This is a genomic window from Streptococcus sanguinis, from assembly GCF_019929225.1.
Classification (GTDB): Bacteria; Bacillota; Bacilli; order Lactobacillales; family Streptococcaceae; genus Streptococcus; species Streptococcus sanguinis_J.
Window position 1 is genome coordinate 1 of record NZ_JAHZPA010000006.1, and the last position, 14415, is coordinate 14415.

Here is a 14415-nt window from a genome sequence, read left to right on the forward strand (position 1 = left end):
TGAACCGCACCCCAAAAGTTAGACAGAAAAAATCTAACTTTTGGGGTGTTTTTAAATGAAATTAACTTATGAGGATAAAGTTCGAATCTATGAACTAAGAAAACAAGGAATCAGCTTAAAGCGGCTTTCAGCAAAATATGGAATGAACCTTTCAAATCTTGATTACTTAATCCGATTGATTGATCGCTACGGAATAGAAAGTGTCAAAAAAGGGAAAAACCGTTATTACTCTCCTGAATTAAAACAAGCAATTATCAATAAGGTTTTGATTGAAGGTCGTTCGCAACTAAGCGTATCTCTGGATTATGCTCTCCCAAGTAGTGGATTACTTCCAAATTGGCTGGCACAATACAAGAAAAACGGGTATACTATTGTTGAGAAAACAAGAGGAAGGCCAGCTAGGATGGGACGTAAACGGAAGAAAACTTGGGAAGAAATGACAGAATTAGAGCGACTTCAAGAGGAGAATGAGCGTCTACGTACCGAGGTGGCCTACCTAAAAAAGTTAAAAGAGCTAGAAGACAGGGACGAAGCCTTACAGCGAGAAAGGCAGAGACAGTTAGAGAAATGGTTTCAGGAGGATTCCGACTAGATTTACTTCTTGAAACGGCACATTTAGCTCGCTCAACTTACTACTATCACTTAAAACAGCTAGATCAACCAGAGAAGAATCAAGGACTTAAAGCTGAAATTCAGTCAATTTATAGTGAGCATAAAGGAAATTATGGCTATCGGAGAGTTACTCTTGAACTAAGAAATCGTGGCTTCGTAGTCAATCATAAAAAGGTCCAACGGCTGATGAAAGTCCTTGGTTTAGTGGCTCGAATTCGTCGGAAACGGAAGTATTCCTCTTATCAGGGAGAGATTGGCAAGAAAGCAGAGAATCTCATTCAACGCCAGTTTGAAGCATCCAAGCCAATGGAAAAGTGCTATACGGATGTGACAGAGTTTGCCATTCCAAATAGCAGGCAGAAATTGTATTTATCGCCAGTTTTAGATGGTTTTAACAGTGAAATCATCGCTTATCATCTTTCTACTTCACCAAATTTAGAACAAGTAAAAACGATGTTGGAACAGGCATTYACAGAGAAACGCTATGAGAATACGATTCTCCATAGCGATCAAGGCTGGCAATACCAACATGATTCTTATCATCGCTTTCTAGAGAGTAAGGGAATTCAGCCATCCATGTCACGCAAAGGCAACAGCCCAGACAACGGCATGATGGAGTCCTTCTTTGGCATTCTTAAATCTGAGATGTTTTACGGTTATGAGAAGACGTTTCAGTCACTTAAACAACTGGAACAAGCTATTGTAGACTATATTGATTACTACAACAACAAACGAATCGAAGTCAAACTAAAAGGACTTAGTCCTGTACAATACAGAACTAAATCCTTCACTTAAATTATTTGTCTAACTTTTTGGGGTCAGTACATTACTAGCCAGCGCTGAACTGGTTTAAAAGCATTGCTTGAGCCTTTGACAGGAAGAATGACCGCGCAGAGTATGCCACCAATCAAACCACCCAAATGCCCAGCCAGACTGATGCCAGGCATGAAACTAAAGATGATATTAACCACAATCAAGGTCATATAAGACTGCCCCAGCTGCTGAATGTAGCTGTCGCGAACGACATATTGCAGGGTCACGATAGAGGCAAAAAGTCCAAACAAGGCGGTTGAAGCTCCTGCTGATAGAGCATCTGGACTGAAAAAGAAGACAAAGATATTTCCCATTAGGCCAGACATCATATAGAGCAGAAAGAAATTTCGTGAGCCAAAAATGTCTTCTGCCTGCCGTCCAATAAAATAAAGAGTAATGACATTTACCACAAAGTGCTCCAAGCCAATATGCACAAAGATAGCAGAAAAAAGACGCCATATCTGAGTAGGATACATGATAATGGTCGGAGAAAAAACTGCTCCAAATTCAAAGACAGTTTGTGCTTCAGCATAAGAAAAACCACGTAAAATAAGCATCCCCACAAAGACAAGTGTTGTTAGAATTAACAAAACACTGGTCACAGGATATTTTTTATCATAGATGTAGTTCATAAGTCAACACTTCCTTTACTGCTATATCGTGATAATCGGGCTCAAAATCAGATTTTTGAAAACTATAGATGCTGCTGATAGACGCTCCCGCAAAATCAGCTAGATAGCGGTCATAGTAGCCACCGCCATAACCAATCCGAAAGCCTTGAGAATTGAAGACCACACCCGGAACATGAATCAGATCAACTTCTGTCTTATCCACAGCCTCTTCACTTATCGGCTCCATAAGACCAAAAGAGCTTTTTTGCAGGCAACTTTCATCATAATCCACAAATATCATCCGACCCTGGCCATAGGTCTTAGGCACTAAAACCCGCTTGCCGTCCAATTGAGCCTGCTTGATAAAGGATGCAGTTGAGACTTCATGCGGCATAGAAAGGTAGGTAGCAATAACCTGAGCTTTTTGATAAGCTGCTGAACTGAGCAAGTGCTGGGTCAGCCAGTTATCTGCCTGCTCTTTTTCTTTTCCTGACAGTGTCTTCATCTGGTTCAGTACAGTTTGTCTCAGCTCTTTTTTCATGTAGCTCGTCCACCTTTTTCTTATCTTTCGTTGATTTTATAATCTAGGAATTTCCCAATCTTTTCAATAGCAAAGGGCAGTGCGGCCTCATCCGGTGTCATCTTGGGATGATGGAGGGCATAGGGACTATCCACTCCCAGCCAGAACATGACGCCCTTGACCTTACTGAGCAGATAACCGAAATCCTCGCCTGTCATAGCCGGCGCAATATCAATCAGCTCCACTCCTTCTTCCTTCTGGAAAAAGTCCATCAGTTCACCTGCCAGATCAGGATGATTTTCTACAGGCAGATAACCACCTTGTTTAAGCTCCAAGTCCAATTCCAGACCGAAACTTTGGGCTATCCCCTCTGCTATTTCCCGTAAACGTTTCTGGGTCAAGAGGTTCATCTCCTGAGTCAGAGTCCGAATGGTGCCATGCAAAAAGGCCGTTTCTGCGATGACATTGTTGGTCGTGCCAGCATGGAGCGAACCAAAGGTTACAACCGCCCCCTCGATAGGATCGACATTGCGACTGACAATGGTCTGCACCTGGGTGATAAAGTAGCTAGCCGCCACCAAAGCATCATTGGCTTCATGAGGAAAGGCCGCATGGCCTCCCTTCCCCTTAAAAGTCAGCTTGACCTCACAGGTGCCAGCAAAGAGAGTTCCTCTGTTAGTCGCAATATCACCAACTTTGAGATCCGGCCGCACATGGAGGCCGTAAAACTCATCCGGCAGCCAGTCGCCAAAAGCACCGTCTTCATACATGAGCATTCCGCCAGCTTCATTTTCCTCAGCAGGCTGAAAGAGAAAGAGCAGATTGTGGGTAGGCTGAGCGCTCACAGCTTGTTCCAGCAGACCTAGAGCCACCGTCATGTGCATATCATGTCCGCAGGCATGCATGCGACCTTCATGAGTACTGGCAAAGTCCAGTCCTGTATCCTCCACAATCGGCAAACCATCAATATCTGTCCGCCAGCCAATCGTCTTATCTGGTGAACTTCCCTTGATAAAGACCAAAATACCAGTCCGCCAAGTTCGGATTTCCACAAAGTCTAGGCCAGCTGTCAGGCCATCAATGACCTGCATCAGGTAGGCATGAGTCTTATATTCTTCCAGACCGATTTCTGGTATCTGGTGTAAATCACGGCGAATTTTCAAATAATCAAGCATTTTTCTTTCCTTTAAAATCTTGTCAGACTAGTCAGATCGTTGGGTCACACCCAAACAATTCATTTTATGCTATTTTTAAAGAGTACGCAGAGCGTCTTCCAGAGCTGTCTTCTGCTGGGTCTTCTCGTCAATGGTCTTGATAACTCGTGCTGGAACGCCAGCAACTACTACATTTTCCGGAACATCCTGGGTCACAATCGCACCAGCCGCAACAACGGAACCACTGCCAATTTGTACACCTTCGATCACAACCGCATTGGCACCAATCAGCACATTGTCTCCAACCCGAACTGGCTCAGCACTAGCAGGCTCAATGACCCCCGCCAGAACAGCACCAGCACCGACGTGGCTATTTTTGCCAACAATCGCTCGGCCACCCAGAATAGCACCCATATCAATCATGGTCCCAGCACCAATTTCTGCACCGATATTGATGACCGCCCCCATCATGATGACAGCATTGTCGCCAATTTCAACTTGGTCTCGAATAATAGCACCCGGCTCAATACGGGCATTGATATCGCGCTTGTCCAAAAGCGGCACCGCAGAGTTGCGGGCATCCTGCTCTACGACATAGGTCTTATTCTCCTCTAAGTTCACTAGGAGTGGCTTAATTTCTTCCCAGTCTCCAAAAAGAACATTGCCTAACTTCACAACAGACCAAGGAATCGAACCGTGCAATTCTCCATCAAAGGTCACCTTGACCGGAGTTTTTTTCTTGGCATCAGCGATAAATTTGATAATTTCTTGAGCGTTCATTTTAGTAGCAGACATGATTTTTCCCTCGATTCGTGAATGATTTAGCCTTTTAGTTTGTTTATCTCCTCAATCTCCAACAACTTGAAGAACAATTGAAGTAAACCAAGAAGCTTGATTAGACAATATTATAACACAAAAAAGGGGATTGCAAAACTCCTATAAGACTCTCTACATGAGATACAGATTGTAAAAAGACACGAACTTTCGTCCGTGCCTAACAAAGCAATTCCAAACCATATACCAACGATATTATTTAATTCTTTCGTTCAAAATGTTTCCAGTGTTGGCGTCAATGGTCATTTTGATCTTTTGCGTACCGTTCAGAGCTTCCAGCTTGTGAGATAAGCACCCCTATTCATTTATTCTATTTAGAAAGATTACTCAATAGATACTGTCCGTTTTCCTGACGGATAAAAGTCAAAGTTATCTCCTTATTTGAAGAGGTTTCATAGTTTACAAGCATCTTCGGCTCTGATTCACCATCCCCATAAACTGAAATATGTTGATATTCTGGGTATTCCTTGATTACTTCTTTAAAGGAGGAACCGCCCTCGCCTGTTTCCGCATCACCCGTCTTTAAGCTCTCTGTAATCTGGCCAGATACCTTTTTATCATAGTCGTCACTGCCGGGCATAATACTCATACCCTGAAGATGGTAGCTGCCATCCTCGTGTTTCATAAAGGTCAGAGTGGTATAACTAGAGTCAGGTAACCAAGACAATGAGAGCCCTTCTTCTTGAAACGTCACACTGCTGGCCAAGCCAAAATCTTTGACTACTTGTTCAGGGGTCAATCCTTCATCATCCGCACTAACAATGCTCAGCTTTTCAAGGTCTTTCACTTCCCACTCATATACATCCTCTTTTGACGGAGCCACAAAAGAAGCAACATCGCTTTGATGTCCCTTTCGAGACAGACTTGGCACACTTCCCCCACCCATAAAATCATTTAGGAAATAGCCGCCAAGACCTCCTAGCAATAGTCCCGCTGCCAGACCTATTCCTAAAAATCCTATCAGCTTGCCCGTACTATTTTTCTTTGGCTCTGGACTTGGCTGGCCAGCGAAGTTTGCAGCTTGCTGTGGTCCGGCAAAGTTCTGACCAGTTGGATTAAATCCCTGAGGAATTGCTTCTTGAAAAGCGGGATTTCCCCAATTATCCTGCTGAGGCATCTGCTGCTGTGGAGCGTCAAAAATGGGTTGCTGAACACCAAAATCTTGATTAGGATTCGGCATTTCAGGACTGCCCCCTTCTGCTGGGAGAGGCTGCCCCTCTGTTGAGTTAGCTACAAATTGTCCTGAGTCTGATGACTGGACTTGCTGTGGATACGGAGCCAATCCTTCTAAAGTTTGTTCCTGCGGTTTATTTTGTTCTGACATCGTTTCTCCTTTTATTATTTGAGTTCTGTTTTATTTATTGGCAGTAGTGGACAAAAGATAGTTTCCGTCCTCCTGCTGAACGAATAACAACCTATAAGTTCCATCATTAGGAGCGTCATAAGCCGCCTCCATAATGGTTTGACTAGTATCCTCACTGAAATCTTCATCTACACGAATATAGATACTCCTCGGACTGCCATATTCCTTAAAAACTTCCTTATAGGAAATGCCATCCTTACCAGTCTTTGCATCGCCTTTTTTCAATTTTTCAAAGTAATCAGCCGCCATCGCTTCGTCCTCAGCATTATGTTTACTTCCTTCAAAGCGAATATTATAGATATGAAGGCTATTCAGATAGAAACCATCTTTTTTCTTCTCAAAATCCAGAGAAGCAGTTTGATCTGTATAATAAATTGGACCGTCTTCCTCATCATCAGAATCTTGAAGCGTTCCCCACTCTAAATCAAGGCTGTCACGAGAGATCTCTTCTTTTAAAGCCTTGCCATATTTATCAAGAATATCTTCCACAGAAGTACCATTCATATCTGTCTGAATAGTATTGAACCGTAACTCTGACAAACTATCAATATCCCACTTGAACTCAGTAGTATCGGGATCAATGTAGCAGTCTGATTGATCCCTCTTTGATCCCCCAGCATCTGCTAAAGGATGTAGCACAGGATATTCCCCTTTGATGACCTCCGCTACTCCCATTCTATAGCCCCAGATTCCCCCTCCGATTAGTCCAAGACCAAGAGAGAGCAAGGCTCCGCCTATCAGGATTCCTTTCCAAGATTTATTCTTGGCCAAAGGTGGGGTTGGTCCCTGCGGACTTGAAACATGGCCTTGCTGAGGTTGAAAATGATGCGGGAATTTCTCTTGCGACTGAGCATTCCTTGAAGGCTCAAAAGAATGCTGTGTTTGCTGTTCTGTCAATCTTCTTTCCTCTTTCTTGTTTATTTCCAATAGTCTTATCAGTTCTCTTTTAATAACGAAATGCTTTGAAATCAATCAGTCACAAAAGATAAACTAAATAACTAAAAACTTACATTTCCTCTGACTTTATATATAAGAAATTTCCATCTGGCTGGCCTACAAACAGAAGATATTTATAACTATCTTCTGTTTTATAAGTCACCTCAGCAATCAGACGGTTGGAGATAATCTTATTATCCACGTCACGTTCGGTTGCGATGACAATTTCTGACGGAACAGGATGCTTCTTCAGGACCTCTGATAAAGCTGTTCCTCCTTCACCGGTTTCCTTGTCTCCTTTTTTCAAACGTTCAAGGTCTTTGGGAGATAATACGCTCCAATCTGTCGTTTCCTTCCCTTTTCTATATTCTTTAAAAGAATCTCCAACTACCACTTGCCTCAGATAGTAGTTCTGGTCAACTTTATCAAATTGAAAAGAAATATTTTGCTCCTTGTCCCTGACAGAAGGGCCCCATCGGAGTAACAGACGATTACGATCATATTCTGCTGAACTAGCCAAGCCATAAGTTTCAACGATTTGATCAGCCGTCAGACCTAATCCTTCATCATTTGTATAGCTCAACCGTCCCAAGTCTTTCAAAGTCCAATTAAACTGAACCGACTGCCCGTCTGTAGTAAAGCTGTCACTCTTGTCTCGGGCTTCTTCCTGAGCCTTACTCAGACGCTTAATCCTTTGTATATCCTTATTTGTCTGCGCCTGCTTGCCGATAAAATAAGCTGAACCGCTGCCAATCAAAAGACCAATTATGAGAGCAAAAATTGAAAGTCCTATGACTTTTCCGATATTGCCTTTCTTATCAGGCAATCCTTGCGGCTGAATCTGCTGGAAATTCCCTTGCAATGGCTGGCTAGTTTGATTTTCTTGCCAAGCCCCTTGCACTTGACCTTGACCATCTTTATCTGACATACTTTTCTCCTTATAAATTTTATTGATTTGTCATATTGCGAAAACATTGAAAAACAATGACAAATTTTACAATATTATAACATAAATTATTCTTCCAATCAAAAAACCTCCCTTAAGGGAGGCTGCGTTTCCTATTACAGACGTGCATTCAATTCTTTGCTCAATTCTTCAAATCCTGGTTTACCAAGAAGAGCAAACATATTTCTCTTGTAGGCTTCAACCCCTGGTTGGTCAAATGGATTGATGGCATTCAAGTAACCTGAAAGGGCAATGGCCAATTCGAAGAAGTAGATGGTGTAGCCAAGAGTGAAAGCATCTTGCTCTGGAAGAGTCACATACATGTTTGGTACATCACCATCTGTGTGGGCAAGAAGAACACCGTCAGTCGCTTTTTTGTTTACAAAGTCAACGTCTTTTCCTTGAAGGTAACCAAGTCCGTCAAGGTCTTCTTCCAAGCTAGGGATAATCACGTTCTTGCGTGGTTTGTCAACACGGACAACTGTTTCAAACATGATACGAGTTCCTTCTTGGATAAATTGACCCAATGAGTGCAAGTCAGTTGAGAAGTTAGCTGAAGTTGGGTAAATACCTTTTTGGTCTTTCCCTTCTGACTCACCAGCCAATTGTTTCCACCATTCTGAGAAGTATTGAAGTGATGGCTCGTAGTTTACCAAAATTTCAGTTGCGTAGCCTTTGCGGTAAAGAATGTTACGAACGGCTGCGTATTGGTAAGCTTCATTTTCTGAAAGTTTGTCTGAAGTGTAGTCTTTACGTGCTGCATTGGCACCTTCCATAAGGGCTTTGATGTCTGCTCCTGATGCAGCGATTGGAAGCAATCCAACTGCGGTCAATACTGAGAAGCGTCCACCGATGTCATCTGGAACCACAAATGTTTCCCAACCATTGGCATCTGCTTCAATCTTAACAGCACCTTTTTGGCGGTCAGTTGTTGCGTAGATACGTTTGTTGGCTTCTTCTTGACCGTATTTCTTAACCAAGAGTTCTTTGAAGACGCGGAAAGCAATAGCTGGTTCAGTTGTTGTACCTGATTTAGAAATCACGTTTACTGAGAAGTCTTTGTCTGCAACATACTCTACCAAGTCAGCAAGGTAAGTAGATGAAATTGAGTTTCCAGCGTAAAGGATTTGTGGCGCTTTGCGTTCTTCTTTTGTTTGCAAGTTAGCAAAGTGGTGATTCAAGAAGTCGATAGCTGCTTTAGCACCAAGGTAAGATCCACCGATACCGATAACAACCAAGACATCGCTATCTGATTTGATTTGCTCTGCAGCTTTCAAGATGCGGTCAAATTCTTCACGGTCATAATTTTCAGGAAGGTCCAACCAACCCAAAAAGTCGCTTCCAGCACCAGTTCCTTTGCGGATCAATTCGTCTGCAGCTGTTACTTGTGATTGCATGTACTCCACTTCATGTGGGGCGACAAATTTGTCTAAAACTTTTGAATAATCAAATTTAATATGTGGCATGATATTCCTCCAATTTTTATTCCACTCTATCATATCGCTTTCATACTGATTTAGCAAGTAATTTATTGTTTTAAAACGCTTCCAATTTAATTTTTTATAAATGAGCTAATCCTAGTAGCCATCTGAAAGCAATCGTTTGCGTAAGTCAACAAATTTAAGTATATTGAGAAGAATATTTTCGATTGACAAGAAAGCCAATATGCTTCTTAAGATTGGATGTCAGCTGAATTCATTTCAGGTCTATTCGAACTAGATTCACTGCTCCAATATTCATCTGTGCCTTTCAGGCTTGATTCATTCAACATCGGAACGTAGATATCGCTTCGCTCAAACTGCATCAATGTACCTAAGTTCTTTTGTGTCCTTCGGACTTAATTCACTCAAAGACTCTATCCGGTTTACAGCTTTTTCCCTTATGGGAAAAACTGCATCCATTGCTCTAAGATTCATCTGCGCCTTTCAGGCTTGATTCATTAAGAGCAATAGAAAAGAGCACACAGCTTACTTCGCTTAGGGCTGCTGGATTCCTCCCCTGACCCGCTTCACGCAAAACTGTTGCTCCGTTAATTAGTATAACACAAACTTTTGATTTTGGCTAATTTTATTTTTTTCTTCTCTGTCTGAAAAATTCCTGCATGATTTGAGCGCAATCTTCTTGGAGAACACCTGTTTCCACCTCTACTCGGTGATTCAGGCGCTCATCTGTCAAAATATCATACAGGCTACCAGCTGCACCAAATTTCTGATTTGCTGCTCCATAGACAACGTGAGGAATGCGCGCTAGACCGATCGCTCCGCTGCACATGACACATGGCTCAATGGTCACAAAAAGCGTTGTATCCAGCAAGCGCCAGCTATTTTCATGCCGATTCGCCTCTTCTATAGCCATAATTTCCGCATGCATAACAGCCTGTTGCAGCTCCTCACGTGCATTGTGACCGCGGCCTATAATCTTCCCTTCTTTAACCAAAACACAGCCGATAGGAATTTCATCATGAGCTAGGGCAATCTCCGCCTCCTTCAAAGCTTCCCGCATAAATGCTTCTTTTTCTTCAATCGTATAATTCATCATTGTCTTTCTAAAACTATAGTCGTCTATCTCATTATACCACAAGCCTGCTACACTTCTTAGAAAAAATAAAAGCCACCACTGGGGTGACTTTCAGGAGATTATTATGAAAAAGTTTAGGATTTTTAAACAAAGTTAGGAGGTCTTTGTTTATGCCGTTAGTATAAAATATATATCTTAAATGAATCTTAAGATGAAATTTTCTTACAAAAAAGCACAAGAAGCAATTTCCTTGTGCTGACTTTTTTTTATAAATTAGACCAAACACTTTCTAAGATATTAGTCTGCTCACGGCCAGGACCGACTGAGAAGGTAGAAATGCGAACGCCAACCAGCTCACTTACTCGGCGAACATAGTTGCGGGCATTTTCTGGCAAGTCTTCCAGACTGCGGACACCGGTGATGTCCTCTGACCAACCCGGCAGCTCTTCGTAAATCGGCTTGCAGCGCTTGAGCTGTTCCAGACTAGCGGGGTAATGGTCAATTCGCTGCCCATCCAAGTCATAGGCTACACAGATTTTCACTGTATCCAGACCGCTCAATACATCGATGGAGTTAAGCGAAAGATTGGTAATCCCTGACACACGGCGGCTATGGCGCATAACAACCGAGTCAAACCAGCCTACCCGACGCGGACGGCCAGTGGTAGTACCATATTCGTGGCCGATATCACGAATGCGGTCACCAACTTCATCGAAAAGCTCTGTTGGGAATGGTCCATCTCCGACCCGACTGGTGTAGGCCTTGCAGACACCAACTACCTTGTCAATTTTGCTCGGACCAACACCGGAACCGATGGTGACTCCCCCCGCAACCGGATTAGAAGAAGTTACAAATGGATAAGTACCTTGGTCAATGTCCAGCATAACCCCTTGAGCCCCTTCAAAGAGCACTCGCTTCCCTTGATCCAGCGCATCGTTGAGGATGACAGAGGTATCGGTCACATACTGCTTGATTTGCTGACCATATTCATAGTATTCTTCAAAAATATCATCAAAGCTGATTGCTGTACTATCGTACAACTTCTCAAAGAGACGGTTTTTCTCAGCTAAATTACGCTCTAAGCGCTCTCTGAAAATATCTTTATCCAAAAGGTCAGCAATTCGGATACCGACACGGGCAGCCTTGTCCATATAGGCAGGGCCAATTCCCTTGATTGTCGTCCCGATTTTATTGTCACCTTTTGCTTCTTCCTGCAGGCGATCCAGCTCGATATGGTAAGGCAGGATGACATGCGCTCGATCAGAGATACGAAGGTTGTCTGTCGTCACACCCTCTTCATGCAGGTAGTTCAATTCTTTGACCAGAGATTTGGGATTGACCACCATTCCATTTCCAATAACAGAAATTTTTTCTGGGAAGAAAATCCCTGACGGAATCAGGTGCAGCTTGTACTTCTTGCCGTCAATCACGATAGTATGGCCGGCATTGTCACCACCCTGATAGCGGGCAATCACTTCGGCATTAGCTGAAAGGAAGTCTGTAATCTTCCCTTTTCCTTCATCTCCCCACTGGGTTCCTACAACAACTACTGATGTCATAATTTTGTCTGAGCTGAAGCAGCTCTTCCTTTCTTGAAAAGCAGGCAGGAATCTCACCTGCGATTATGTTTTATACCTCATTATATGAAAAATTTAACAATTTTTCAAGGTGAGACCCATTCTTGATTTGCTTTTTCCCTTTTGAAAACGAATTAAATTTTTAAAAAATCTGTATTTTCTGAAATTTATTAGTTTATTAAAAATAAAAGTTCGGAATTTTTGTAAAATCGTAGCGAAAATTTGTTTTCTTTTTCTGTTTGTAATAGACTAAAATTACTATCATAGGACGGTGAAACGATGACGATTAATCAATTACTGCAGAAACTGGATACAGCAAGCCCCATTCTCCAAGCGACCTTTGGTCTGGAGAGGGAAAATCTGCGGGTGACAACTGATGGACACTTAGCTCAAACTGCTCATCCGAGTCAGCTTGGTTCCCGCAATTTCCACCCAACCATCCAAACAGACTTCAGCGAGCAACAACTGGAACTAATTACACCTATCGCTCACTCGACTAAGGAAGCACGACGCTTACTGGGAGCTATTAGCGATGTGGCTGGTCGCTCGATTGACCAGAATGAACGCCTCTGGCCTCTGTCCATGCCACCACAGCTGACGGAAGAAGAGATTGCCATCGCCCATCTGGAAAACGACTATGAACGCCACTACCGAGAGGGCTTAGCGGAAAAATATGGCAAAAAACTACAGGCCATCTCCGGCATCCACTACAATATGGAACTAGGGAAAGATCTGGTCACTGCTCTCTTTCAAGCCAGCTCCCACCAGTCACTCAAGGACTTTAAAAACGACCTCTATCTCAAGCTGGCTCGAAACTTTCTGCGCTTTCGCTGGATTTTAACCTATCTCTACGGTGCTGCCCCTTTGGCAGAAGCTGGCTTCTACAGTCAGGACGTTCCCCAGCCTATCCGCTCTTTTCGTAACAGCGACTATGGTTATGTCAATGACGAGAATATTCAGGTGTCCTACGCTTCTTTGGAGCAATATGTAACTGATATTGAAAACTACGTTCAGTCAGGTGAGCTCAGCGCTGAAAAGGAATTTTACTCAGCCGTTCGCTTCCGTGGACAGAAGCACAATCGTGCCTATCTGGAGCAAGGCATCACTTATCTGGAATTCCGCTGCTTTGATCTCAATCCTTTTGACCATTTAGGCATTAGCCAAGAGACCTTAGATACCGTCCATCTCTTTTTACTGAGCCTGCTCTGGTTAGATGATGTAGAAAATGTTGATACGGCATTAAAAGCTGCCCACGACTTGAACCAAAAAATTGCTTGCAGCCAACCGCTGACTGCCCTACCCGATGAGGCAGACAGCTCGGCTATTCTTCAAGCCATGGAAGAGCTCATTCAACATTTTGAACTGCCAACTTACTACCAAACCTTGCTTCAGCAACTTAAAGAAGCACTTCTGAATCCTCAGCTAACCCTATCTGGCCAACTCCTGCCTCATATTCATCAGGATTCTTTAATAGCCTTTGGACTAGACAAAGCGGAGGAGTATCACCGCTACGCTTGGACTGCTCCTTATGCCCTCAAAGGCTATGAAAATATGGAATTATCCACTCAGATGCTGCTCTTTGATGCTATTCAGAAGGGGCTGAATGTCGACATCTTAGATGAAAACGACCAATTTCTCAAGCTTTGGCATGATCACCATGTGGAATATGTCAAGAACGGCAACATGACCTCCAAGGATAACTATGTCATCCCTCTGGCCATGGCCAATAAAACAGTCACTAAAAAGATTTTGGCAGCAGCTGACTTTCCCGTTCCGGCTGGATCAGAATTTTCTTCCCTAGAGGATGGACTAGCCTATTACCCTTTGATTAAAGACCGTCAAATTGTTGTCAAACCAAAGTCAACTAACTTCGGACTGGGCATCTCTATCTTCCAAGAACCAGCTAGTCTGGAAGCTTATCGCAAGGCTTTGGAGATCGCTTTTTCAGAAGACACTGCTGTCTTAGTCGAAGAATTTATCGCTGGAACAGAGTACCGTTTCTTTGTCTTAGACGGTCAGTGTGAGGCAGTCCTCTTGCGAGTAGCAGCCAATGTCGTCGGAGACGGTCAGCATACCGTGAGAGAATTGGTTGCCATCAAAAATGACAATCCTCTGCGCGGGCGAGACCATCGTTCACCACTCGAAATCATTGAACTGGGGGACATTGAACTGCTCATGCTGGACCAGCAAGGTTATGGACCAGATGATATCCTGCCTGCTGGAGTTAAGGTTGACTTGCGCCGCAATTCCAATATTTCTACTGGCGGAGACTCGATCGATGTCACAAACAGCATGCACCCATCTTATAAGGAACTCGCTGCGGACATGGCAAGGGCTATGGGAGCTTGGGCTTGTGGCGTTGACCTAATCATCCCTGACAGCTCTGCTATTTCCACAAAAGAAAATCCCAACTGTACCTGCATCGAGCTCAACTTCAACCCCTCTATGTATATGCACACCTATTGTGCTGAGGGACCGGGACAAAGCATCACACCTAAAATACTGGCCAAACTTTTCCCAGAAATGGACTGA

General features: G+C 43.3%; 12 protein-coding genes and 1 other RNA gene. 2 read left to right on the forward strand and 11 right to left on the reverse strand.

Features of this window, described 5'->3' with window-relative positions:
* The first annotated feature begins 55 nt into the window (after positions 1 to 55).
* A protein-coding gene (locus tag K1I80_RS09385; protein ID WP_223339040.1) for an IS3 family transposase occupies positions 56 to 1407 on the forward strand; the annotation gives its coding sequence in 2 pieces (ribosomal slippage) (positions 56 to 497 and positions 497 to 1407; 1353 coding nt in all).
* A gap of 23 nt (positions 1408 to 1430) precedes the next feature.
* Here K1I80_RS09385 and K1I80_RS09390 read toward each other — a convergent pair.
* From K1I80_RS09390 to K1I80_RS09440, 11 genes are all read right to left on the reverse strand, one after another.
* The gene (locus tag K1I80_RS09390; RefSeq protein WP_223339041.1) at positions 1431 to 2057 is read right to left on the reverse strand and encodes a rhomboid family protein; all 627 of its coding nucleotides are present in this window, start codon (positions 2055 to 2057) and stop codon (positions 1431 to 1433) included.
* Positions 2041 to 2577 carry a 5-formyltetrahydrofolate cyclo-ligase gene (locus K1I80_RS09395; RefSeq protein ID WP_223313674.1) on the reverse strand — a complete coding sequence of 179 codons (537 nt, stop codon included), beginning with the start codon at positions 2575 to 2577 and terminating at the stop codon, positions 2041 to 2043. The genes K1I80_RS09390 and K1I80_RS09395 overlap by 17 nt, the downstream gene beginning before the upstream one ends.
* 20 nt (positions 2578 to 2597) lie before the next feature.
* Positions 2598 to 3731, reverse strand: a complete 1134-nt coding sequence (locus K1I80_RS09400) for an N-acetyldiaminopimelate deacetylase (RefSeq protein ID WP_002902113.1) — start codon at positions 3729 to 3731, stop codon at positions 2598 to 2600.
* 75 nt (positions 3732 to 3806) lie between these two features.
* Entirely contained in the window at positions 3807 to 4505 is a 699-nt protein-coding gene (gene dapD, locus K1I80_RS09405; protein WP_002917803.1) for a 2,3,4,5-tetrahydropyridine-2,6-dicarboxylate N-acetyltransferase, read from the reverse strand.
* Between the two features lie 349 nt (positions 4506 to 4854).
* Positions 4855 to 5868 (reverse strand): hypothetical protein, encoded by a 1014-nt coding sequence (locus K1I80_RS09410; RefSeq protein ID WP_223313675.1) that lies wholly within the window; start codon positions 5866 to 5868, stop codon positions 4855 to 4857.
* A gap of 30 nt (positions 5869 to 5898) precedes the next feature.
* Positions 5899 to 6834, reverse strand: a complete 936-nt coding sequence (locus K1I80_RS09415) for a hypothetical protein (RefSeq protein ID WP_223313676.1) — start codon at positions 6832 to 6834, stop codon at positions 5899 to 5901.
* A 79-nt stretch (positions 6835 to 6913) separates the two neighbouring features.
* The gene (locus K1I80_RS09420) at positions 6914 to 7771 is read right to left on the reverse strand and encodes a hypothetical protein (RefSeq protein WP_223313677.1); all 858 of its coding nucleotides are present in this window, start codon (positions 7769 to 7771) and stop codon (positions 6914 to 6916) included.
* A 134-nt stretch (positions 7772 to 7905) separates the two neighbouring features.
* On the reverse strand, positions 7906 to 9255 hold the full coding sequence (locus K1I80_RS09425; protein ID WP_223313678.1) for a glucose-6-phosphate isomerase: 1350 nt from the start codon (positions 9253 to 9255) through the stop codon (positions 7906 to 7908).
* Positions 9256 to 9729: 474 nt separating this feature from the next.
* An RNA gene (ffs, locus tag K1I80_RS09430) (signal recognition particle sRNA small type) lies at positions 9730 to 9828 on the reverse strand.
* Positions 9829 to 9856: 28 nt separating this feature from the next.
* Entirely contained in the window at positions 9857 to 10327 is a 471-nt protein-coding gene (tadA, locus tag K1I80_RS09435; protein WP_223313679.1) for a tRNA adenosine(34) deaminase TadA, read from the reverse strand.
* A 245-nt stretch (positions 10328 to 10572) separates the two neighbouring features.
* Entirely contained in the window at positions 10573 to 11865 is a 1293-nt protein-coding gene (locus tag K1I80_RS09440) for an adenylosuccinate synthase (protein ID WP_002899212.1), read from the reverse strand.
* 297 nt (positions 11866 to 12162) lie between these two features.
* Between K1I80_RS09440 and gshAB the strand changes: the two genes are divergently transcribed.
* Complete coding sequence (gene gshAB / locus K1I80_RS09445) at positions 12163 to 14415, forward strand: bifunctional glutamate--cysteine ligase GshA/glutathione synthetase GshB (RefSeq protein ID WP_223313680.1); 2253 nt, start codon at positions 12163 to 12165, stop codon at positions 14413 to 14415.

Excerpts from the sequence above, each read along its gene's own strand:
- K1I80_RS09390 (WP_223339041.1), bottom strand. The coding sequence starts at position 2,057 with ATGAACTACATCTATGATAAAAAATATCCTGTGACCAGTGTTTTGTTA.
- K1I80_RS09395 (WP_223313674.1), bottom strand. The coding sequence starts at position 2,577 with ATGAAAAAAGAGCTGAGACAAACTGTACTGAACCAGATGAAGACACTG.
- K1I80_RS09400 (WP_002902113.1), bottom strand. The coding sequence starts at position 3,731 with ATGCTTGATTATTTGAAAATTCGCCGTGATTTACACCAGATACCAGAA.
- dapD (WP_002917803.1), bottom strand. The coding sequence starts at position 4,505 with ATGTCTGCTACTAAAATGAACGCTCAAGAAATTATCAAATTTATCGCT.
- K1I80_RS09410 (WP_223313675.1), bottom strand. The coding sequence starts at position 5,868 with ATGTCAGAACAAAATAAACCGCAGGAACAAACTTTAGAAGGATTGGCT.
- K1I80_RS09420 (WP_223313677.1), bottom strand. The coding sequence starts at position 7,771 with ATGTCAGATAAAGATGGTCAAGGTCAAGTGCAAGGGGCTTGGCAAGAA.
- K1I80_RS09425 (WP_223313678.1), bottom strand. The coding sequence starts at position 9,255 with ATGCCACATATTAAATTTGATTATTCAAAAGTTTTAGACAAATTTGTC.
- tadA (WP_223313679.1), bottom strand. The coding sequence starts at position 10,327 with ATGATGAATTATACGATTGAAGAAAAAGAAGCATTTATGCGGGAAGCT.
- K1I80_RS09440 (WP_002899212.1), bottom strand. The coding sequence starts at position 11,865 with ATGACATCAGTAGTTGTTGTAGGAACCCAGTGGGGAGATGAAGGAAAA.
- gshAB (WP_223313680.1), top strand. The coding sequence starts at position 12,163 with ATGACGATTAATCAATTACTGCAGAAACTGGATACAGCAAGCCCCATT.